The sequence below is a fragment of the Streptomyces sp. CA-179760 genome (genome assembly GCF_050937045.1).
Taxonomy (GTDB): domain Bacteria; phylum Actinomycetota; class Actinomycetes; order Streptomycetales; family Streptomycetaceae; genus Streptomyces.
On record NZ_JBNJLZ010000001.1, the window covers coordinates 6,618,277 to 6,637,394 of the forward strand.

At 70.5% G+C, this 19,118-nt stretch carries 20 protein-coding genes; 8 read left to right on the top strand and 12 right to left on the bottom strand.

Going from position 1 to position 19,118, the window contains the following annotated elements; translation table 11 throughout:
• Window positions 1-13 precede the first annotated feature (13 nt).
• The 3 genes from ACQEV8_RS30285 to ACQEV8_RS30295 form a co-directional block, all read right to left on the bottom strand.
• Window positions 14-1,837 (bottom strand): glycosyl hydrolase family 18 protein, encoded by a 1,824-nt coding sequence (locus ACQEV8_RS30285; RefSeq protein ID WP_432966537.1) that lies wholly within the window; start codon window positions 1,835-1,837, stop codon window positions 14-16.
• A 123-nt stretch (window positions 1,838-1,960) separates the two neighbouring features.
• Window positions 1,961-2,602 (bottom strand): response regulator, encoded by a 642-nt coding sequence (locus ACQEV8_RS30290; RefSeq protein WP_432966539.1) that lies wholly within the window; start codon window positions 2,600-2,602, stop codon window positions 1,961-1,963.
• Entirely contained in the window at window positions 2,599-3,783 is a 1,185-nt protein-coding gene (locus ACQEV8_RS30295) for a sensor histidine kinase (RefSeq protein WP_432966541.1), read from the bottom strand. Before ACQEV8_RS30295 ends, ACQEV8_RS30290 begins: the two co-directional genes overlap by 4 nt.
• A gap of 151 nt (window positions 3,784-3,934) precedes the next feature.
• Here ACQEV8_RS30295 and ACQEV8_RS30300 point away from each other — a divergent pair, with 151 nt between their 5' ends.
• Together ACQEV8_RS30300 and ACQEV8_RS30305 are read left to right on the top strand one after the other, a co-directional pair.
• Window positions 3,935-4,519: a hypothetical protein gene (locus ACQEV8_RS30300; RefSeq protein ID WP_432966543.1), complete on the top strand. Its 585-nt coding sequence runs from the start codon at window positions 3,935-3,937 to the stop codon at window positions 4,517-4,519.
• Complete coding sequence (locus tag ACQEV8_RS30305) at window positions 4,516-4,704, top strand: DUF5708 family protein (protein WP_189723238.1); 189 nt, start codon at window positions 4,516-4,518, stop codon at window positions 4,702-4,704. The genes ACQEV8_RS30300 and ACQEV8_RS30305 overlap by 4 nt, the downstream gene beginning before the upstream one ends.
• On the opposite strand, the gene ACQEV8_RS30310 is transcribed toward ACQEV8_RS30305, so the two are convergent.
• Genes ACQEV8_RS30310 through ACQEV8_RS30320 form a run of 3 tightly spaced genes read right to left on the bottom strand, consistent with a single transcriptional unit; the run spans window position 4,701 to window position 6,847 of the window.
• Window positions 4,701-5,273, bottom strand: a complete 573-nt coding sequence (locus ACQEV8_RS30310) for a cob(I)yrinic acid a,c-diamide adenosyltransferase (RefSeq protein ID WP_399024177.1) — start codon at window positions 5,271-5,273, stop codon at window positions 4,701-4,703. The genes ACQEV8_RS30305 and ACQEV8_RS30310 overlap by 4 nt on opposite strands.
• Window positions 5,274-5,286: 13 nt before the next feature.
• Window positions 5,287-6,036 (bottom strand): ABC transporter permease, encoded by a 750-nt coding sequence (locus ACQEV8_RS30315; RefSeq protein ID WP_432966546.1) that lies wholly within the window; start codon window positions 6,034-6,036, stop codon window positions 5,287-5,289.
• Between the two features lie 28 nt (window positions 6,037-6,064).
• A complete protein-coding gene (locus ACQEV8_RS30320; RefSeq protein WP_432966548.1) occupies window positions 6,065-6,847 on the bottom strand; it encodes an ABC transporter ATP-binding protein in 783 nt (260 codons plus the stop codon).
• A 139-nt stretch (window positions 6,848-6,986) separates the two neighbouring features.
• On the opposite strand from ACQEV8_RS30320, the gene ACQEV8_RS30325 reads away from it, so the two are divergent.
• The 4 genes from ACQEV8_RS30325 to ACQEV8_RS30340 all read left to right on the top strand — a co-directional run bounded on the left by ACQEV8_RS30325 (window position 6,987) and on the right by ACQEV8_RS30340 (window position 11,854).
• Window positions 6,987-7,628 (top strand): TetR/AcrR family transcriptional regulator, encoded by a 642-nt coding sequence (locus ACQEV8_RS30325; RefSeq protein ID WP_432966550.1) that lies wholly within the window; start codon window positions 6,987-6,989, stop codon window positions 7,626-7,628.
• Between the two features lie 128 nt (window positions 7,629-7,756).
• Complete coding sequence (locus ACQEV8_RS30330; RefSeq protein ID WP_432966552.1) at window positions 7,757-8,605, top strand: 3-hydroxyacyl-CoA dehydrogenase family protein; 849 nt, start codon at window positions 7,757-7,759, stop codon at window positions 8,603-8,605.
• A 150-nt stretch (window positions 8,606-8,755) separates the two neighbouring features.
• Window positions 8,756-9,079: an STAS domain-containing protein gene (locus ACQEV8_RS30335; protein ID WP_003993003.1), complete on the top strand. Its 324-nt coding sequence runs from the start codon at window positions 8,756-8,758 to the stop codon at window positions 9,077-9,079.
• A 267-nt stretch (window positions 9,080-9,346) separates the two neighbouring features.
• Window positions 9,347-11,854 (top strand): ATP-binding protein, encoded by a 2,508-nt coding sequence (locus tag ACQEV8_RS30340; RefSeq protein WP_432966555.1) that lies wholly within the window; start codon window positions 9,347-9,349, stop codon window positions 11,852-11,854.
• An 85-nt stretch (window positions 11,855-11,939) separates the two neighbouring features.
• On the opposite strand, the gene nucS is transcribed toward ACQEV8_RS30340, so the two are convergent.
• The gene (nucS, locus tag ACQEV8_RS30345) at window positions 11,940-12,611 is read right to left on the bottom strand and encodes an endonuclease NucS (RefSeq protein WP_184590411.1); all 672 of its coding nucleotides are present in this window, start codon (window positions 12,609-12,611) and stop codon (window positions 11,940-11,942) included.
• A 256-nt stretch (window positions 12,612-12,867) separates the two neighbouring features.
• Between nucS and ACQEV8_RS30350 the strand changes: the two genes are divergently transcribed.
• Window positions 12,868-13,260, top strand: a complete 393-nt coding sequence (locus ACQEV8_RS30350) for an SCO5389 family protein (RefSeq protein WP_432966557.1) — start codon at window positions 12,868-12,870, stop codon at window positions 13,258-13,260.
• Window positions 13,261-13,344: 84 nt separating this feature from the next.
• On the opposite strand, the gene ACQEV8_RS30355 is transcribed toward ACQEV8_RS30350, so the two are convergent.
• Window positions 13,345-14,373, bottom strand: a complete 1,029-nt coding sequence (locus tag ACQEV8_RS30355; protein WP_432966559.1) for an LLM class flavin-dependent oxidoreductase — start codon at window positions 14,371-14,373, stop codon at window positions 13,345-13,347.
• Window positions 14,374-14,625: 252 nt separating this feature from the next.
• On the opposite strand from ACQEV8_RS30355, the gene ACQEV8_RS30360 reads away from it, so the two are divergent.
• Window positions 14,626-14,958 (top strand): ATP/GTP-binding protein, encoded by a 333-nt coding sequence (locus ACQEV8_RS30360; protein ID WP_432966561.1) that lies wholly within the window; start codon window positions 14,626-14,628, stop codon window positions 14,956-14,958.
• 43 nt (window positions 14,959-15,001) lie between these two features.
• Here the strand turns inward: ACQEV8_RS30360 and ACQEV8_RS30365 are convergent, their stop codons facing one another.
• The 4 genes from ACQEV8_RS30365 to ACQEV8_RS30380 all read right to left on the bottom strand — a co-directional run bounded on the left by ACQEV8_RS30365 (window position 15,002) and on the right by ACQEV8_RS30380 (window position 19,117).
• Window positions 15,002-15,895 carry an ABC transporter permease gene (locus ACQEV8_RS30365; protein ID WP_432966563.1) on the bottom strand — a complete coding sequence of 298 codons (894 nt, stop codon included), beginning with the start codon at window positions 15,893-15,895 and terminating at the stop codon, window positions 15,002-15,004.
• On the bottom strand, window positions 15,892-17,226 hold the full coding sequence (locus ACQEV8_RS30370; protein ID WP_432966565.1) for an ABC transporter ATP-binding protein: 1,335 nt from the start codon (window positions 17,224-17,226) through the stop codon (window positions 15,892-15,894). The genes ACQEV8_RS30365 and ACQEV8_RS30370 overlap by 4 nt, the downstream gene beginning before the upstream one ends.
• 155 nt (window positions 17,227-17,381) lie before the next feature.
• Complete coding sequence (locus tag ACQEV8_RS30375) at window positions 17,382-18,152, bottom strand: ABC transporter permease (protein WP_432966567.1); 771 nt, start codon at window positions 18,150-18,152, stop codon at window positions 17,382-17,384.
• A gap of 2 nt (window positions 18,153-18,154) precedes the next feature.
• A complete protein-coding gene (locus tag ACQEV8_RS30380) occupies window positions 18,155-19,117 on the bottom strand; it encodes an ABC transporter ATP-binding protein (RefSeq protein ID WP_432966569.1) in 963 nt (320 codons plus the stop codon).
• Window position 19,118 lies beyond the last annotated feature (1 nt).

Sequence of the window (19,118 nt, forward strand, 5' to 3'; positions counted from 1 at the left end):
TCGCCGAACTGTCTTACGACAGGCCGTTGTTGATCGCGGTCACCAGCTCTCCATTTCCGGTGTCGCCGCTGAACTCCCAGAAGAACGCGCCGCCCAGACCCTGGTTCTTGGCCCAGCTCATTTTTCCGGCGATGGTCGACGGGGTGTCGTACGACCACCAGTTGCCGCCGCAGTGGGCGTACGCCGTGCCCGCGATCGTGCCGGTGGCCGGGCAGGAGTTCTTCAGGACCTTGTAGTCCTCGATGCCCGCCTCATACGTACCGGGAGCCGCGCCGGTCGCCGATCCGCCAGGTGCGGACTGGGTGACGCCGGTCCAGCCGCGGCCGTAGAAGCCGATGCCGAGCAGCAGCTTGGCGGACGGGACGCCCTTCGCCTTCAGCTTGGCGATCGCGTCTGCCGAGTTGAAGCCGGCCTGCGGGATCCCGGGGTACGAGGTGAGCGGGGAGTGCGGGGCGGTCGGGCCGTCCTTGTCGAAGGCTCCGAAGTAGTCGTACGTCATCACGTTGTACCAGTCGAGGTACTGCGCGGCGCCGCCGTAGTCGGCCGCGTCGATCTTGCCGCCGGGGGAGCCGTCGGCGGTGATGGCCGCGGTGACCAGGTAGTTCGAGCCGAATTCCGTGCGCAGCGCCGACATCAGGTTCTTGAAGGCCGCAGGCCCTGAGGTGTCGCAGGTCAGGCCGCAGGCGTTCGGGTACTCCCAGTCGATGTCGATGCCGTCGAAGACGTCGGCCCAGCGCGGGTCCTCGACGACGGCCTTGCAGGACTTGGCGAACGCGGCAGCGTTCTGTGCGGCCTGGCCGAAGCCGCCCGAGTAGGTCCAGCCGCCGAAGGAGTACAGCACCTTGATGTGCGGGTACTTGGCCTTCAGCTGGCGGAGCTGGTTGAAGTTGCCGCGCAGCGGCTGGTCCCAGGTGTCGGCGGTGCCGCTGACGGACTGGTCGGCGGTGTAGGCCTTGTCGTAGGCGGCGTAGGTGTCGTCGACGGTGCACTGACCGTTCTTGACGTTGCCGAACGCGTAGTTGATGTGGGTGATCTTCGAGGCCGAGCCCGAGGACACCAGGTTCTTGACGTGGTAGTTGCGGCCGTAGACGCCCCACTCGACGAAGTAGCCGAGCTTGACCTTGTCGCCCGTGGGCGGGGGCTCGGTGGTGCCGCCGGTGGTGCGTACCGCGCGGGCGCCGCTGACCGGGCCGGTCTGGTCGGCGGTGTCGCGGGCCCGGACGGTGTAGGAGTAGTCGGTGCCGGCGGTCAGGCCGGTGTCGCTGTACGACGTGGCCGTCACGGTGGCGACCTTGGCGCCGTCGCGCAGGACGTCGTAGTTCTTGACGCCCTTGTCGTCGGTGGCGGCGGACCAGGAGAGTCTCACCGAGGTGTTGGTGATGCCGGAAGCGGTGGGGGTGCCAGGGGCGGACGGAGCCGCGTCTCCCGGAGTGCTGCCCCCGTCGCAGCTGCCGCCGTTGAGCTCGCAGTTCGCGGGGGAGCCCGACCCGGTGCCGTTGAAGCCGAAGGAGACGGAGGCGCCGGGGGCGAGGGTGCCGTTCCAGGCCTTGTTCCTGGCGGTCCAGTGGGTGCCGGAGGAGGTGACGTCGGCGTCCCAGGCGGAGGTGACGGACGTACCGGAGGGGAAGTCCCACTCGACGGTCCAGGAGCTGAGGGCGGTCGTGCCGGTGTTCTTCACCGTCCACTTGCCCTCGAAGCCGGAGCCCCAGTCCTGGGTCTTGGCGTAGGTGGCGGTCGCGGATGTCGCGGCCTCGGCGGGGCTCGCGAGGCCGACGAGACCGGCCAGCGGGAGCAACAGGGTGGCAAACCCCGCCACGGCTCTGTGTCTGAAGCGCATGCTGCGCCTCCCTTGTGGGGTGGTCGGGGCGTGACTGAGCCTCACGCCCCTCATGGTGCGGTGAGAATAGAAAGGTCTGGACCACCGGTCAATAGGTCTGGACCACCGCACTCCAATGTCGGGTCAGACACCCAACTCCTGCGCCAGCACCGCCGCTTGTACCCGGCTGCGCAGTTCCAGCTTGGCCAGCAGCCTGCTGACATGGGTCTTCACGGTCGCCTCGGCCATGTCGAGCCGGTCCGCGATGTCCGCGTTGGACAGGCCCTCGCCGAGACAGGACAGCACCTCGCGTTCGCGCCGGGTCAGCCGGTCCAGGACGGCCGGGTCGGCCGTGGGCTCCCGCGTCGGCTTCGCGGCGAACTCCGCGATCAGCCGCCGCGTGACCGCCGGGGAGATCAGTCCCTCCCCGCGGGCGACCGTCCGTACGGCCTCCAGCAGCTGCCTCGCCTCGGTGTTCTTCAGCAGGAAGCCGGCCGCGCCCGCCCGCAGCGCCCCGAAGACGTACTCGTCGAGGTCGAAGGTCGTCAGCACCAGAACATCGGCGAGGCCTTCCGTGACGACCTCCCGGGTCGCCGACACCCCGTCCAGGCGTGGCATCTGAACGTCCATCAGCACCAGGTCCGGCCGCAGCTCGCGGGCCAGCGCCACCGCCTGTTCGCCGTCCGCCGCCTCGCCGGCCACCTCGATGTCGGGCGCGCTGCGCAGGATGAGGACCAGTCCGGCGCGGACGGCGGACTGGTCCTCTGCGACCAGGACGCGGATCATTCGGGTTCTCCTTCGGTGACGGGCAGGGACGCGCGTACGACCCAGATCTTGCCGTGCGGCGAGTCCTCGGGGCCGGCCTCGAACGTGCCGTCCAGAAGCGCCGTGCGTTCCCGCATGCCGACCAGGCCGGCGCCGGAGCCGGGGGCGCTCGGCCCGTCCCGGTCGCCGTAGGGACTGATCACCGCGACGGTCAGCAGCCCGTCCCGCTGAGTGAGCGACACGGTGACCCGGCCGGGGCCGGCGTGCTTGAGAGCGTTGGTGAGGGACTCCTGCACGATGCGGTAGGCGGCGAGTTCGACGGGCGCGGGAACCGTGCCGTGAGCGGAGTCGAGCGTGACGTCGAGGCCGTTGGTGCGGGCCCCCTCGACCAGGGCGCCGAGCCCGTCGAGGGTGGGGGCGGCGACCGGCTCGGTGTCACCGGTGGAGTCGCGCAGGATGCCGATCAGCCGCCGCATCTCCGAGAGCCCCGCGACGCTGTTCTCACGGATGACCACCATCGCCTCTTGCGAGGTCCTGGGGTCGTCGAGGGAGAGGGCGGCCGTGGAGTGGATGGCGATGGCGGACAGATGGTTGGCGACCATGTCGTGCAGTTCGCGGGCCATCCGGGCGCGTTCGGCGGTGACCGCCTGGGTGCGGTCCATCTCGGCGAGCAGCGCGGTCTGCTCGGCGCGCAGCCGGGCGGACTCGGCGGCGTCGCGGTGGTTGCGGACGATCAGGCCGGTGGCGGCCGGGCCGAAGGCCACGATCCCCGTGACCACCCCGATCAGCAGAACCTCGGGCTCGCGCCACAGGGCGAACGGCACCACGGCCCCGGCCACCGTGAGCAGCCCGGTGATCCGTGGAATGCGGCGGGCCGAGGCGGGCGTGCCGTACAGGACGGCCGCGTACATCAGGTCGGTGTACATCAGGATCGTGACCAGGTTGCCCTGGGTCAGGGTGTCCAGGACGATCGCGGCCGTGCCGGTCAGCAGGGCGGTGCGCGGGGCGGCCCGGCGCAGCAGCTCGCAGCCGGCCATGACGAAGAGCGGCAGCAGCAGCGGCCAGCGTCCCGGCAACAGCACGTACGGCTCGGTGTGCGGCCGGGTGGCCAGTCCGAGGCCCCACAGCAGCAGTCCGCCGAGCAGGCCGCCCGTCGCGATGTAGACGTCGAAGCGGTGTGGGCGGGGGAGTCGTACGGCCATGACTCCATCCAACACGGCCGTGGCGCCACACGCGTGATCCCCGCGTAGGGTCCCTCACTGCATCTTTCGATGTACCGCGGATTCGTCAGACGCGACGACGATTCCGGCCGCCCCGACCGGGAGCCTTGAAGGTGACCGAGAGGAGCGAACCGTGATCGTCGCACTGATCGCCGCCTGCGAGATCGGCTTCTGGGTGCTGCTGGCCGCCGGACTGGGCGCCCGCTACCTGCTGAAGATGCCGCGCACCGGCCTGGCCCTGCTGCTGTGCGAACCGCTGCTGGAGGTCGTCCTGCTGGTCGCCACCACGCTGGACCTGAAGAACGGCGCCGACCCGAACTGGACGCACGGCCTGGCCGCGCTGTACATCGGCTACACCGTCGGGCACGGCCACCGCACGGTGAAGTGGCTCGACGGCCACGCGGCCCACCGGTTCGGCGGTGCCCCGCCTCCGCGGAAGCCCCCGCGCGACGGCATGGCCCGCGCACGCCACGAGGCCAGGATCTGGCTGGGCACGCTGATCGGGGCGGTCGTCGCGACCGTGCTGCTCCAGGCCGCCATCTGGTACGTGGACGACCCGAGCCGCGTCACCTCCCTGGAGAGCTGGCGCTATACGGCCTGGCGCGCGGCCGGCATCCACGGCCTGATCGCGCTGAGCTACTTCATCTGGCCGCGAAAGTCCTCCGCCGGGGAGCAGGACACCACCGTCACCACGTCGAAGGAAAGGATCCAGTCATGACCAAGGCGAAGCAGTATCTGACCGAAGGCGTGGTCACCTTCCTGATCGGCCTGCTGCTGTGGCGCTTCACCGGAGACGTGGACGTCCCCGTCGTCACGCTCACCAAGGTCGGCATCGTGATGATGATCGTCGGCGGGGTCCTCTCCGCCAACGGCCTCTGGCATGCCGCCCGGGGGAGAACCTAGCGCTCTCCGCCCGGCACCCACAACACGTCTCCGACCTGCTTGTTCGCCGTCCTCGCGAGGATGAACAGCAGGTCGGAGGCGCGGTTGAGATAGGTCGCCGTCAGGGGGTTCATCGTCTCGCCGTGCACCTCCAGTGCGGCCCACGTCGAGCGCTCCGCCCGGCGTACGACCGTGCAGGCCTGGTGGAGCAGGGCCGCGCCGGGGGTGCCGCCGGGGAGGATGAAGGACCGCAGTTTCTCCAGCCGCTCGTTGAAGTGGTCGCAGTCGGCTTCGAGCTTGTCGATGTAGAACTGCTCGACCCGCAGTGGCGGGAACTCCGGGTTCTCCACCACCGGCGTCGACAGGTCCGCACCCACGTCGAACAGGTCGTTCTGCACACGGGTGAGGACCTTGACGACCTCCTCGTCCAGGCCGCCCAGGGCGATCGCCGCCCCGATCGCCGCGTTCGCCTCGTTGGCGTCGGCGTACGCGGAGATCCTGAGGTCGGTCTTGGCGACCCGGCTCATGTCGCCGAGGGCGGTGGTGCCCTGGTCGCCGGTCCTGGTGTAGATGCGCGTCAGATTGACCATGTGGCCAGCGTAGTTACGCTCCGGCGGTTCGGAACACGCGTGTGCCCACTGTCACGGACAGAGCGGTGAGGCCGACGGCCACCAGGACGCCGTAGAGCATGGGCGCTGTCGCGTAGCTGCCGACGTACGCGTCCCGCACCGCGTCCACCAGATAGCGGAACGGCATGAGGTGGGACAGGACGTCCAGCCAGGCCGGGCCCAGGGTCATCGGCAGCATCAGGCCGGACAGCAGCATGGACGGCATGGTCAGCGCGTTGATCGCGGGACCGAAGCTCTGCGGGGTGTCCAGCTTCATGGCCAGCGCGTACGACAGCGAGGCCAGCGAGAGCGAGAGCAGGGCGACGAACCCGAAGCCGATCAGAACGCCGGCCAGCGGGGCCCGCAGTCCCATCGCCATCGCCGCCAGCACCAGCAGCACCGCCTGGAAGACGAACACCGTGGCGTCCCGTAGCACCCGGCCGAGCAGCAGGGCCAGTCGGCTGACCGGGGTGACGCGCATGCGTTCGACCACCCCGTGGCCCTTCTCGATGATGATCGAGAAGCCGGCGAACGACGCCCCGAACAAGCCCAGTTGGAGCAGCAGACCGGGGACGAGAACCTGCCAGGAGCTGCCCTGCTCGCCGAGCGGCAGGTCCGTGAGCAGGGGACCGAAGAACAGCAGGTACAGCAGCGGCATCAGGACGCCGAAGAGCAGTGCGAAGCGGGATCGCAGGGACTGGCGGAGATAGCGCCCGTAGACGAGCGCGGTGTCGTGCAAAAGCATCAGGGGTCCTCTGTGTCCTGTCCGGGTCCTATACGGCGACGGGTGCCTGGTCGGCGGGCGTGGCGCTGCGGCCGGTGATGGCGAGGAACGTGTTCTGGAGCGAGGCGTCGAGCGAGCCGCCGTAGCGGAGCTTCAGCGCGCTCGGGGTGCCCTCGGCGACCACCACGCCCCGGTCGACGACGACGAGCCGGTCGGAGAGGGCGTCGGCCTCGTCGAGGTAGTGGGTGGTCAGGAAGACGGTCGTGCCGTGCTCGTCGCGCAGCCGCCGCACCAGGTCCCACAGATCGGCCCGGCTGCCGGGATCGAGACCGGTCGTCGGCTCGTCGAGGAACAGCACCTTCGGGCGGTGGGTGAGCGCCATCGCGATGTCCAGACGCCGCCGCTGCCCGCCGGAGAGCGCGGCGCACTTGCTCTCGAGCAGGTCGGTGAGGCCCAGGTCGCGGGCCAGTTCCTCGGCACGCTCGGCGGCATGCGCCCTGGTCAGGCGGTACAGGCGCCCCTGGGTGACCAGTTCCTCCCGCACGGTGATCTGCGGGTCCACGCCGCCGGACTGCGCCACGTAGCCGCAGGCCCGCCGTACCCCGGCCGGGTCGGTCGCCAGGTCGTGGCCCGCGACGGTCGCGGCACCACCGGTCGGCTCCAGCAGGGTCGTCAGCATTCGCAGGGTCGTCGTCTTGCCGGCGCCGTTCGGGCCGAGGAAGCCGAGGATCTCGCCCTCGCGGACGGTCAGGTCGATGCCGCGCACGGCCTGGACCGGGCCGCGCTTCGTCTGGAAGGTACGGGCCAGACCGGCCGTACTGATGATTGCCATGCCTCTGTTCTCCGTGCCCGCGCTCTCCGTGCCCGCGTTCTCCACGCCCCTGTTTTCCATGCCTACAGAAAAACAGAGTCTCTTAAAGTTTGCAATGACCCCAAGTTTTCAGAACCCCCAGGGAAGCTACGATTCGGACATGGCTGAAGGGCTCAGGGAACGGAAGAAGCGCGAGACCAGGCAGCGCATCTCGGACATCGCCACCGGGCTGTTCCTGGAGCACGGGTTCGTGACGGTGACGATCGCGGACGTGGCGGAGGCGGCCGACGTCTCCGTGAACACCGTCTACAACTACTTCCCGGCCAAGGAGGACCTCTTCTTCGACCGCTCCCAGGGAGTCGTCGACCGGCTCTCCCGCTGGGTGCGCGGCCGGGACGCGGGGGAGTCGGCCACCCGGGCGGTGCTGCGCGAGCTGCGCGCCGAGACCGAGGCCGTCTCGCCCCGGATGGGCCTCATCGAGGGCTATGACCGCTTCATGCGCTGCATCGACGAGGCGCCGCCGCTGCGCTCCCGGCTGTGGAGCATCCAGCAGGAGGTCCAGGACAACCTGGAGGCGACCCTCCGCGAGGAGACCGGCGCGGGTGACGGCGACCCGCTGCCGGGGCTGATCGCCGGTCAGATCTGCTGGGTCCACAGCACCGTCTTCGTCGCCATCGGCCGCGAGATGGTCAAGGGGCGCAACCCGGACGAAGTGTCACGAGAGATGCTCGTCCTCCTCGACGACATCGAGGAGCTGTTGAGTGAGAAGGTGCTCAACTACGCCGTACGCGGCGCGGCATGACCCTGCCCGGTGTGATGTCCGTCATGTGAGACGTGACGCGCGTTACTTAGCGGTCACACAGCGCCCCACGAGCGCTAGTGTCCGCCCGAGAGGCATACATAAGAGCCGTGTCAGCAGGGAGTCGTAACGTGGCAGGGAAGCTCGCCGTCATCGGAGCCGGCCTCATGGGAGCCGGTATCGCCCAGGTCTCGGCGCAGGCGGGCTGGGACGTCGTATTGCGCGACGTCACCGACGAGGCGCTGAAGCGGGGTACCGACGGAATCAAGGCCTCGTACGACAAGTTCGTCGCCAAGGGCAAGCTGGAGGCGCACGACGCCGACGCCGCCCTGTCCCGGATCACCGCCACCACCGACCTGGACGCCGTGGCCGACGCGGACGTCGTCGTGGAGGCCGTGTTCGAGAAGCTCGAGATCAAGCACGAGATCTTCCGCACGCTCGACAAGCTCGTGAAGGACGAGGCGATCCTCGCCTCCAACACCTCCGCCATCCCGATCACCAAGATCGCGGCCGCGACGGAGCGCCCCGAGCGGGTCGTCGGCGCGCACTTCTTCTCGCCGGTGCCGATGATGCAGCTGTGCGAACTGGTCCGCGGCTACAAGACCAGCGACGAAACCCTGGCCAAGGCCCGGGAGTTCGCCGAGTCGGTCGGCAAGACCTGCATCGTCGTCAACCGCGACGTGGCCGGCTTCGTGACGACCCGTCTCATCTGCGCCCTGGTCGTCGAGGCCGCGAAGCTGCAGGAGTCGGGCGTGGCGAGCGCCGAGGACATCGACCTCGCCTGCAAGCTGGGCTTCGGCCACGCCATGGGGCCGCTGGCGACGGCGGACCTGACGGGCGTCGACATCCTGCTGCACGCCACCAGCAACATCTACACCGAGTCCCAGGACGAGAAGTTCGCGGCTCCCGAGCTGATGCGCCGGATGGTTGACGCCGGTGACATCGGACGCAAGAGCGGGCAGGGCTTCTACAAGCACTGAAACCGCACATGCCCCGGAGGCATCACACCCCCGGGTGAATTCGGTATCGGTTCGCTTACAGGAAGCAACCTCTGCCGCCTCCACACAGTCAGAGGTTGCATCACCGGCATCAGAAACGCGGAGCACGAGACGCACGCACGGGGAGCGCATATGCACATCAGGGGCGACCACGCCGAGCTGGTCGTCGGGGGCCGCCTCGACGTCCGGAGCGCGGCGGACGCCCGAACGGTCCTGCACTCGGCCGTCGACGACGGAGTCGGCGACCTCGTGCTCGACCTGTCCGAACTGGACTCCTGGGACGCCACCGGTCTGGGCGTGATCATGGGAGCCCACCGGCGGGCCGGCCGCTGCGGCCGGCGCCTGGTGCTGCGCGGTGTACCGCCGCAGATGCAGCGCCTGCTGGTGGCCACCCGCCTGCACCGGATCCTGGCGATCGAAGGGGGCATCGGGGTGGAGACACTGCCCCGCGTGTGACTCCGACGTACGGGTGTGAACCGGGAGACCGGGGAGGACCCGGACGGACGTCGTCGAATCGTGCGACGCGCGCAATCCTCACGAGACCGTGACGTCTCGGACGCCGCGGTACCCCGGACTGTCGTAGATACTGTGCGAAGGTTTAGGGTTCGGCTGCCCGCTGCCTTGCCACCCTTCGAGCGGGCCCGGACCAGAAGCGACAGCGCGGTGTGCAGCAAGGCCGGGAAGGGCTTTCACAGCACACACCCGCTTTTGGGGGCTTGACTTATGGACCCGAACACCCGGGGACCCGAGGAGTACGGCCACGAAGGCGACGGCCAGGGGCCGCGCCAGCGCCCGCCCCGGGACTCCCTCACACCCGACTTCGCGCAGCACGCGCCCGCGCTCGCCCGCACGGTGCGGCTCGTCGCCGGCGACTTCCTGCTGACCGTCAACCCCGTCGACGGCAGCGAGATAGAGGCCTGCCCGCCCGCCGAACGGCCCGTCCGGCCCGTGAAGCTCACCGCGGCCGAACGCGCCGAGGCCGAGCGCGCGGCCCGGCCGCCCGTCCCGCCCGGCCCCGCGCGTCCCGCCCTGCCGCTGCTGGCCCGCCAGGACGAGCGCGAGCGACTGGTGCGCCTGCTCGCCCGCGGCCGCTCCGTCCGTCTCACCGGACCCGCCGGCTCGGGCCGCACCCGCCTCCTCGACCTCGTCGCCGAGGACTGCTCGGACCTCGCCCCCGACGGCGTCGTCCGCCTCAGCGGCTTCGGCCGCACCTCCGGCGACCTGCGGTACGAGCTCTTCCGCGCCGTCTTCAGCGCCCCCCTGTACCACCCGGACCAGGACGAACTGCTCACCCACCTCCGTGAGATCGGCGCGGTCGTCGTCCTCGACGACATCGAGTTCGGCGGCGCCGCGCTCGACGAGCTGCTGGAGGCGACCCCGGAGTGCGCCTTCCTGCTGGGCGCCGCCCCGGACGTGCCCGCTCCCTCCGCCGACTCCGCCGTCGAGGAGGTCGTCCTCGGCGGCCTGGACCGCGCGGCCGGACTCGACCTGCTGGAGCACGCCGTCGGCCGGTCCCTCACCGAGGAGGAGTCCAACTGGGCGGGTGATCTCTGGTTCGAGTCCGAGGGCCTGCCGCTGCGCTTCGTCCAGGCCGGTGCCCTGCTGCGGCAGCGGGACCATCTGCGCGCCGGGACGAGCGCCGTCGACGAGTTCGGCGTCTTCGAGGACGCGCCCCCGGCCGAGGCGTACGACGCCGCAGACGGGGACGACGTACCGCTGCCCTCGCTCGGCGAGGCCGCCGCCCCGGCCCCGCTGCTCGCCTCCCGGCTGAGCGCCTCCGCCCGTGCCACCCTGCGGTTCGCCGTCGCCCTCGGCGGCGAGGTCCCGCACCAGGCGCATCTGCCCGCCCTGGTCGGCGACACCCACGCGGACGCCGCCCTCGGCGAACTGGCCGTCTGCGGTCTGGTCTCCCCGGTCGGCTCCCGCTACCGGCTCGCCGCGGGTGTGCCGGCCCAGCTGGAGGCCGCCGGATACGGCGACGAGGCCGAGGCCGGCGCCCGCAGCGCCGCCCAGCACTACTCCTGGTGGGCCGGGCACCCCTCGGTCACCCCGGAGCGTGTGTGCGCCGAGTCCGACGCCGTCCTCGCGGCCCTGGCCGTCCTCGGGCCCCTCACCCGGCCGCCCGCCGAGGGCGAGGAGAGCGCGGCCGTCCACCTGGCCCGCACCGCCGCCCCCGCGTTCGCCGCCGGACTGCACTGGAGCGCCTGGGAACGGGCCCTGCGGGCCGGCGCCGAGGCCGCCCGGCTCGCCGGTGACGTCACCGAGGAGGCCTACTTCCACCACGAGCTCGGCATCCTCGCCCTGTGCGGCGGACTGCTCGACCGGGCCCGTGCCGAACTGGAAGCGTCCATCGGCCTGCGCGGCGCCCTGGCCGACAAGCGCGGCACCGTCGCCGGCCGTCGCGCCCTCGCCCTGGTCTCCGACCGCTCGGGCACCCCGATCGGGCTCGGGCCCACCGCGGGGGAGGAGGTGCCCGACGCCCGGTACGAGGAGTCGGCGTCCCCGGCCGGCGGTGTTCCGGCGGCCTTCCCGACGCTCCAGCAGCCCTCCTCGCCGACCGTGGTCACCCACCACAGCTCGTCAGCGTCCTCGCACAAGGCCCAGGGCGGTCTCAAGGGCCTGGCCCGGCGCAACCTCGTGGCCGCGGGCGCCGGCGCCCTGCTCGTCGCCGTGCTCGGCACGGTGGTGACCCTCGGCGCCACCTCCGACAAGGACCGGAACCCGCCGTCCGACCAGGTCGGCGTCAACCCCTCGGCCAGCCAGGGCCTGGGCGACGGCAGCCTGGGCGCCGACCCGGCGGCGAACGAGGGCGGCGGCACCAGCGCGGCGACCAGCCGCCCGACCGACCCGGGGCCGGACGGCACGCCCGGCACATCGGACGATCCGACACCGACGGACGGACCGAGCGGTTCGCAGGATCCGAGCGATCCGGCGTCCACGTCCAAGCCGCCGACGACATCGAAGCCCCCGACGTCCTCGAAGCCGCCGACGACCCCGTCCAAGCCGCCGTCCTCACCGTCCAAGCCGCCGTCGAGTTCCACCCCGCCCTCGCCGACGCCTACGCCGACGGACACCGGGGAGCCCACGCCGACGACGACTCCGCCGACGACCAGCCCGTCCACCTCCGACTCGGCCAGCGGCCCGGCGCCGAGCGCGCCGACGAGCACCACCGCGAGCGCGCCGCAGAGCAGCGGCGCGGGCACGCCCAGCAGCTCGGACCAGGTGATCTGACACCCCGTACACACAGCAGGGCCGGGTCCGCTTCCGCGGGCCCGGCCCTCTTTGTCGGGTGGGGGTGAGTCAGAGACGGGGTGGGTCAGAACAGCCGCAGCTTGTCGTCCTCGATGCCGCGCATCGCGTCGTAGTCGAGGACCTGGCAGCCGATGCCCCGGTCCGTCGCGAGGACGCGGGCCTGGGGCTTGATCTCCTGGGCGGCGAAGACGCCGCGGACCGGCGCGAGATGGGGATCGCGGTTCAGCAGCTCCAGATAGCGCGTCAGCTGCTCCACGCCGTCGATCTCGCCGCGCCGCTTGATCTCCACGGCGACGGTCTTGCCGTCGGCGTCCCGGCACAGGATGTCCACCGGCCCGATGGCCGTCGGGTACTCGCGGCGGATCAGGGTGTAGCCGTCGCCGAGTGTCTCGATGCGGTCGGCGAGCAGCTCCTGGAGGTGCGCTTCCACGCCGTCCTTGATCAGGCCGGGATCCACGCCCAGTTCGTGCGAGGAGTCGTGGAGAACCTCCTCCATCGTGATGATGAGCTTCTCGCCCGCCTTGTTGATGACGGTCCAGACGCCCTCTTCCTCGCCGGTGCCCTCCTTCAGAGTGCAGGGCGGCGACATCCAGTTCAGGGGCTTGTAAGCCCGGTCGTCGGCGTGGATCGAGACGCTGCCGTCCGCCTTCACCAGGATCAGGCGCGGGGCCGAGGGAAGGTGGGCGGTGAGCCGCCCGGCGTAGTCCACGGAACAGCGGGCAATGACGAGACGCATGGTCGGCAACGCTACTCGACGGGCGCCTGCCCACGCGATTCGCCCTGGAAAACGCGTGTTCGGTAATGGCCGATTGTGTGCATGGTGTGCTCATTGAGAGTGTGCCATCTGCGCATTCTCCTGGTGCCGTCACCGTCGGTTGCTTACGGTATGAACGGGAGGTCGCGAGGTGTGTACGCAGCGTGTCCGGTATCGCGAACTCCCTTATCTGTCCGGCAACCCCTGCCCGCCGGGCGGGGGTGCGAGAGGAGAACTCATGTCGCTCGACGTCTCACCGGCCCTACTCGAACAGGCCGAGCGAGGCGAGGTCGACGAAGCGGAATTCGTCGACTGCGTCCGGACCTCCCTGCCCTATGCGTGGGAGATGATCAGCTCCCTGGTGGCCCAGCTGAAGGTGGACGGCGGTGCGTTCGCCGACAACCAGACGCCTCCGCCGGACGAGCAGGCGCGCGGTCAGTTGCTGCGTGCGCTTGCGAGTGACGCGATACGAGGCGCGCTGCAACGGCACTTCGGTGTGCGGCTGGCTTTCCAGAACTGCCACCGGGTAGCCGTGTTCCCGCTTGACTCCTCGGTCGACGAGAAGCTGAACCGCTTCACCTCGGTCCGCAGCCAGTTGCTGAACCAGTCACCCGAGTTCCGGGACTGCTGACGCGGCGCCGCTTGCTTGCCGCTCCGTACGCGGGAGGTGCGCTTTTGTACCGGAGCGGCAAGCCCCCAGGAATCCACCCCGCGCTCAGACGAGTTGGGGGAGCACCTCGGTCCCCAGCCGCCGTACGTTCTCCTCGGTCGCCGCCAGGTCCCCGGAGCCCTCGACGAGCAGCGCGAAGCGCGAGATGCCGGTCCGCTCGCTGGTCGCGGCCAGCCGGTCGGCGCACAGCCGAGGCGTCCCCACCGGGTGCAGCCCGCAGAGCAGTTCGGTGTACGCCAGCGGGTCACGCATCCGGCGTGTGCGCCCGTCGACCGTGACATGCGCCTCCAGGCCCTGCTTCAGCCAGCCCGGCATCGCCTTCATCAGTGTCTCCGCCGCGTCGACCCGCCGGTCCGCGATCTGGCAGACGCCCGCCGACACATGGGACGCGCCGAGGATCTCCTCGGCGGGCCGGCCGCACGCCCGCGCGTGCTGCCGCCACAGCGCGACCATCTCGGCCTTCTCCTCGTCTCCCACATGCATACCGAGCAACATCGAAAGACCGCGCTCGGCGGCGAGCCGCACGCTTGCCGGGGACGTGCAGGCGACGACCAGCTCGGGCCCCTGGACGTCCGTCAGGGCCTCCGACGGCCGGGGGACCACCGGGACTTCACGGAAGCGGAAGCGCTCCCCGTCGGCAGCCACGGACGGTTCGCGCAGCCAGCGCTCCAGGAGGTCCAGGGCTTCCGGGAACCCCTTCTCGTAGGCCTCCAGGCCCGCGCCGAACACCTCCAGGTCGACCCACGGGCCGCCGCGCCCGACACCGAGCGTGAACCGGCCGCCGCTCGTGTGGTGCAGCAGCGCGGCCTGTTCGCCGAGGGTCACGGGGTGGGCGGTGGGCAGGACGCTCACCGCCGTACCGACCCGGATGCGGCGGGTGCGGCCCAGCAGTAAGGCCGCCAGGGTGATGGCCGACGGGCATGTGCCGTACGGCACGAAGTGGTGCTCGGCCAGCCAGACCGCGTCGAGCCCCGACTCCTCGGCCACCTCGGCGGAGCGGACCGCGCGGTGCAGCGCCTCTCCCTCGCCCTGACCGGGGAACTGGGCCGCCAACACGAAACTTCCAACGTGCATTGCATTCCTGCTTCCTTGGCTCCGACACGGAGCTCCCCCACAGGGCATAACCGTCTGACACGTGCCGAGGACACGGCCGGGCGGAGTATTTTGCGGATTGTCTGCAGAATGGGGCGTTCCGCTGCTGGTCGGGGGCGCACCCGCCTCGCCCGGCGAGGGACTTGTGGCGATTGGTGCCGTACGCGTACCCTCGTCCGCGCCGCGTAGGCTGGACACGGCCCGTGCTTCCTGTATAGCCCCGAGAGGTGTCCCGTGTCCCCGCGTCGTAACCGACCCAAGGATGCCGGTTCGTTTGGCCGGAGCGCCGAGGACGACAGCCCCGGCCGCTATGGCGGCTGGCAGTCCTCGGAGAACTGGCAGGGCGAGAGCTGGAGCGTGCGGCATGTGGCCGGCGCGAGCGCGCAGGGCAAGTCGTACCGCTGCCCCGGTTGCGACCAGCTGATCCCCGACGGTGTGCCGCACGTGGTGGCCTGGTCCGAGCACGTGGGCGTCGACGACCGCCGGCACTGGCACAAGGCCTGCTGGAACGCGCGGGACCGCCGCACCCCGGGGGTGCAGCGGTCCCGTAACTCGCCGAGATTCTGAGGGAACTCAGAGATTCCGAGGGACTCAGAGATTCCGAGGGAACTCAGACGTCCCGCTTCTCCAGCAGTGCGAAGGCGGCCGCGAACGCGACGCCCGTCGCGGCGAGGATGATCCACAGCGGGTCCCAGCCGGACGGGCCGGACTCGCTGAGGGAGTTGGCGTAGAAGATGCTCAGCTGGTTCGGGATGGAGTACTCGAACAGCGCGTCGCGCACGGCCACCAGTGACTCCGAGAACATGAACAGCGCGATCACCAGCGGGGCGAGCACGGCGCCGATCATGATGGTGATGGCGCCGGCCGAGTGCCGGATGATCGAGCCGACGGCGAGCGAGAGCAGGCCCAGCAGCGCGACGTAGGCCGAAATGCCGACCGTGGCCTTCAGCCACTCCCCGCCGGTGGGGGACTTGGCGCCGTCGCCCTCCAGCATGGTGACGTGCAGGAAGGCGACGAGGGACGAGGACACCAGCGTCACCACGAAGGCGACCAGGAAGAACACGATGGCCTTCGCCGCCAGCACCCGGCCGCGGCTCGGGCAGGCGACCATCGTCGTGCGGACCATGCCGGTGCCGTACTCCGAGGCGGTGGTCATCACGCCCAGCGTGATGAGGCACATGCTGCCCAGCAGCAGCCCGAAGAAGCCCAGGCCGAGCGGGCTCTCGCCGGACAGGGCCGGGTCGGAGTTCGCCACCACCACGCCGGTCAGCAGGCCGATGCCGACGACGAGCAGGACGAACACGCCGAGCGTCCACATGGTGGAGCGCACCGACCTGATCTTCGTCCACTCGGAGGCGATGGCGTGCCCGAGGTGCGTGGGCACGACCGGGATCGGCGAGGTGTAGCCGGGGGCCGCCGAGCCGGAGGCGGGGTAAGCAGAGCCGGGGGCCGCCGCCTGCCAGGTGGGCGCGGCCTGTGGCGTCTGGGACTGGGGGCTGCTCATCGGGCGTCCTCGGGCTTGGTCAGGTCGGAGGTCGGGGCGGGAGCCGGCGGGGCTGCGGGCTGCACGGGGGCGGCGGGGGCTTGCGGGGGAGCCTGCGGCGCCTCGGACGCGGGCGGCGTCGGGGCCTGCGGCGCCTGGGGCGCGGGCTGGGCGTACGGGTTGGGTGTTCCCGCGCCGAAGGCGCCAGGGGCGCCCGGAGCGGACTCGGGCGCGCTGGGGGCCCCGGGAACCCCGGGTGCGCCGTACGGTCCCGCCGGAGCCTGCCCCGGCGCGCCCTGCGGCGGCATCGGGAGCGGCTGCCCGCCTTGCTGGGGCGGTGGCGGGGCGTACCAGCCCGGCTGGCCCTGACCCGGCACCGGCATCGGCGGCTGCGCGCCGGGCGGCAGCGGCTGCTGGAGGCCTTCCTTCTGGTCGATGGTCGAGCGGTAGTCGACGGCGCCCTGCGTCATCCGCATGTACGCCTCCTCCAGCGAGGCCTGGTGCGGCGACAGCTCCCACAGCCGTACGTCGGCGGTGTGCGCGATGTCGCTGATGCGGGGGAGCGGCAGCCCGGTCACCCGCAGCGCCCCGTCCTGCTCGGGCAGGACGTGCCCGCCCGACTCGGTGAGCGCGGCCGACAGCTTCTCGCGCTGCTGAGGCTCGGTGTCGGGGGTGCGGACCCGCGCGAAGTCCGCGGAGTTCGCGGAGATGAAGTCCGTGACGCTCATGTCGGCCAGCAGCTGTCCGCGCCCGATGACGATGAGGTGGTCGGCGGTCAGCGCCATCTCGCTCATCAGATGGGAGGAGACGAAGACCGTACGGCCCTCTGCCGCCAGCGCCTTCATCAGGTTGCGCACCCAGAGGATGCCCTCCGGGTCGAGGCCGTTGACCGGCTCGTCGAACAGGAGCACCTGGGGGTCGCCGAGCAGCGCGGCGGCGATGCCGAGCCGCTGCCCCATGCCGAGGGAGAAGCCCTTGGACCGCTTCTTTGCCACTTCCTGCAGACCGACGACCCCGAGCACCTCGTCCACGCGCCGGGCCGGGATGCCGGACAGCTGGGCCAGGCAGAGCAGGTGGTTGCGGGCGGCCCGGCCGCCGTGCACGGCCTTGGCGTCCAGCAGGGCGCCGACCTGGCGGGCGGCGTTGGGCAGCTTGCGGTACGGAAAGCCCCCGATCGTCACCTGGCCGGCCGTCGGGTTGTCCAGGCCGAGGATCATCCGCATCGTCGTCGACTTGCCCGAGCCGTTCGGCCCGAGGAAGCCGGTGACGGATCCGGGCCGCACCTGGAAGGAAAGGTTGTACACAGCGGTCTTGTCGCCGTAGCGCTTCGTCAGGCCGACTGCTTCGATCATGCTCCGCACCCATCGCAAGGTTCAGGACAGCGGGGCACACGCCCCCCGTAAGGGTTAGGAGGATATCGAGGCGCTGACGGTTCCGCCCAAATGAAAGTAAAGGCTAGGGCCCCGAAGGGCCCCGACAGCCTCCCCCCACCCGGACTCCGCCCAGCCTAGGCGTCGCGCTTCTTCAGCAGCACGTACCCGCCGATCAGGGCCACGAGCACCCACAGCCCCATGATTCCGAGGCCGCCCCAGGGCCCGTACGGGGTGTCGTCGTCGATCGGCGTGACCACCTGCATGATCTTGCTGCCGGCCTGGTCGGGCAGGAACTGACCGACCTTCTTCGTCGCGTCGACATTGCCGAGGATGTTGGAGATCAGGAAGAAGAACGGCATCAGGATGCCCAGCGACAGCATCGGCGAGCGAAGCATCGCGGCGACGCCCATCGAGAACATCGCGATCAGGGCCATATAGAGGCCGCCGCCGAACACGGCCCGCAGCACACCCGTGTCCCCGATCTCCGCCCGGTGCCCGCCGAGCATCGCCTGCCCCAGGAAGAACGCGGCGAAGCTGGTGACGAGCCCGACCAGCAGGGCGAGACCACTGGCCACCGCGACCTTGCTGAACAGGAAGGAGCCGCGCTTCGGCACGGCGGCCAGCGAGGTGCGGATCATGCCGGTGCTGTACTCGTTCGACACCACCAGCACGCCGAACACGATCATCGCGAGCTGGCCGAGGCTCATCCCCGCGAAACTGATGAACGTCGGATCGAACTCCGCCCGGTCCCGCGCGTTCATGCTGTCGAACTCGTTCTTCGACAGCGCCGAGATCAGCATGCCGAGGGCGACCGTCACGACCACCACCAGCGAGAGTGTCCACACCGTGGACGCCACCGACCGGATCTTGGTCCACTCCGACCGTACGACCTGGGTCGTAGCCATGCTCAGCCCCTCTTCCAGCCGTCGCCCCACTGCTGCTGCTGTGGCGGCTGCGGGCTCGTCTCGCTGTGTGCGTGGTACTCCACCGACTCCGCGGTCAGCTGCATGAACGCTTCCTCCAGCGAGGCCTGTTGCGGGCTCAGCTCGTGCAGCGTCAGCCCGTGCTGCGCCGCCAGCTCACCGACGTGCTCGGCCTTGCCGCCGTCCACCTCCAGCACTCCGTCGCCGCTCTCCACGCACACGATCCCGGCTTGGTGCAGCACATCGAGCAGCCGCTCCCGCTGCGGGCTGCGGACCCGGACGTACGACCGTGAGTTGCGTGCGATGAAGTCGGCCATGGAGGTGTCCGCGAGCAGCCGCCCCTGCCCGATGACGACGAGGTGCTCGGCCGTCAGAGCCATCTCGCTCATCAGATGGGAGGAGACGAACACGGTCCGGCCCTGCGCGGCCAGCGACTTCATCAGGGTGCGGATCCAGTGGATGCCCTCGGGATCGAGGCCGTTGACCGGCTCGTCGAACATCAGGATCCGCGGGTCGCCGAGCAGCGCGGCGGCGATGCCGAGCCGCTGCCCCATGCCCATCGAGAAGCCCTTGGTCTTCTTCTTCGCGACCGCCGCCAGCCCGACCGTCTCCAGCACCTCCCGCACCCGGCCGCGCGGAATGCCGTTGCTCTGCGCGAGGCACAGCAGGTGGTTGTAGGCGGTGCGCCCGCCGTGCCAGGCCTTGGCCTCCAGCAGGGCGCCGATGTACGTCAGCGGGTCCTTGAGCTGCTGGTAGTGCTTGCCGTCGATACGGACGTCGCCGGCGGTGGGGTGGTCGAGACCGAGGATCATCCGCATGGTCGTGGACTTCCCCGCGCCGTTGGGCCCGAGGAAGCCCGTGACGATACCTGGTCTGACAGTGAAGGACAGGTTGTTGACCGCCACCTTCTCGCCGTAACGCTTGGTCAGCCCCTCGAGCTCAATCATG

What these genes read in the sequence shown, in the direction of transcription:
- ACQEV8_RS30285 (WP_432966537.1), bottom strand. Translation starts at nt 1,837, where the DNA reads ATGCGCTTCAGACACAGAGCCGTGGCGGGGTTTGCCACCCTGTTGCTC.
- ACQEV8_RS30290 (WP_432966539.1), bottom strand. Translation starts at nt 2,602, where the DNA reads ATGATCCGCGTCCTGGTCGCAGAGGACCAGTCCGCCGTCCGCGCCGGA.
- ACQEV8_RS30295 (WP_432966541.1), bottom strand. Translation starts at nt 3,783, where the DNA reads ATGGCCGTACGACTCCCCCGCCCACACCGCTTCGACGTCTACATCGCG.
- ACQEV8_RS30305 (WP_189723238.1), top strand. Translation starts at nt 4,516, where the DNA reads ATGACCAAGGCGAAGCAGTATCTGACCGAAGGCGTGGTCACCTTCCTG.
- ACQEV8_RS30310 (WP_399024177.1), bottom strand. Translation starts at nt 5,273, where the DNA reads ATGGTCAATCTGACGCGCATCTACACCAGGACCGGCGACCAGGGCACC.
- ACQEV8_RS30315 (WP_432966546.1), bottom strand. Translation starts at nt 6,036, where the DNA reads ATGCTTTTGCACGACACCGCGCTCGTCTACGGGCGCTATCTCCGCCAG.
- ACQEV8_RS30320 (WP_432966548.1), bottom strand. Translation starts at nt 6,847, where the DNA reads ATGGCAATCATCAGTACGGCCGGTCTGGCCCGTACCTTCCAGACGAAG.
- ACQEV8_RS30325 (WP_432966550.1), top strand. Translation starts at nt 6,987, where the DNA reads ATGGCTGAAGGGCTCAGGGAACGGAAGAAGCGCGAGACCAGGCAGCGC.
- ACQEV8_RS30335 (WP_003993003.1), top strand. Translation starts at nt 8,756, where the DNA reads ATGCACATCAGGGGCGACCACGCCGAGCTGGTCGTCGGGGGCCGCCTC.
- ACQEV8_RS30340 (WP_432966555.1), top strand. Translation starts at nt 9,347, where the DNA reads ATGGACCCGAACACCCGGGGACCCGAGGAGTACGGCCACGAAGGCGAC.
- nucS (WP_184590411.1), bottom strand. Translation starts at nt 12,611, where the DNA reads ATGCGTCTCGTCATTGCCCGCTGTTCCGTGGACTACGCCGGGCGGCTC.
- ACQEV8_RS30350 (WP_432966557.1), top strand. Translation starts at nt 12,868, where the DNA reads ATGTCGCTCGACGTCTCACCGGCCCTACTCGAACAGGCCGAGCGAGGC.
- ACQEV8_RS30355 (WP_432966559.1), bottom strand. Translation starts at nt 14,373, where the DNA reads ATGCACGTTGGAAGTTTCGTGTTGGCGGCCCAGTTCCCCGGTCAGGGC.
- ACQEV8_RS30365 (WP_432966563.1), bottom strand. Translation starts at nt 15,895, where the DNA reads ATGAGCAGCCCCCAGTCCCAGACGCCACAGGCCGCGCCCACCTGGCAG.
- ACQEV8_RS30370 (WP_432966565.1), bottom strand. Translation starts at nt 17,226, where the DNA reads ATGATCGAAGCAGTCGGCCTGACGAAGCGCTACGGCGACAAGACCGCT.
- ACQEV8_RS30375 (WP_432966567.1), bottom strand. Translation starts at nt 18,152, where the DNA reads ATGGCTACGACCCAGGTCGTACGGTCGGAGTGGACCAAGATCCGGTCG.
- ACQEV8_RS30380 (WP_432966569.1), bottom strand. Translation starts at nt 19,117, where the DNA reads ATGATTGAGCTCGAGGGGCTGACCAAGCGTTACGGCGAGAAGGTGGCG.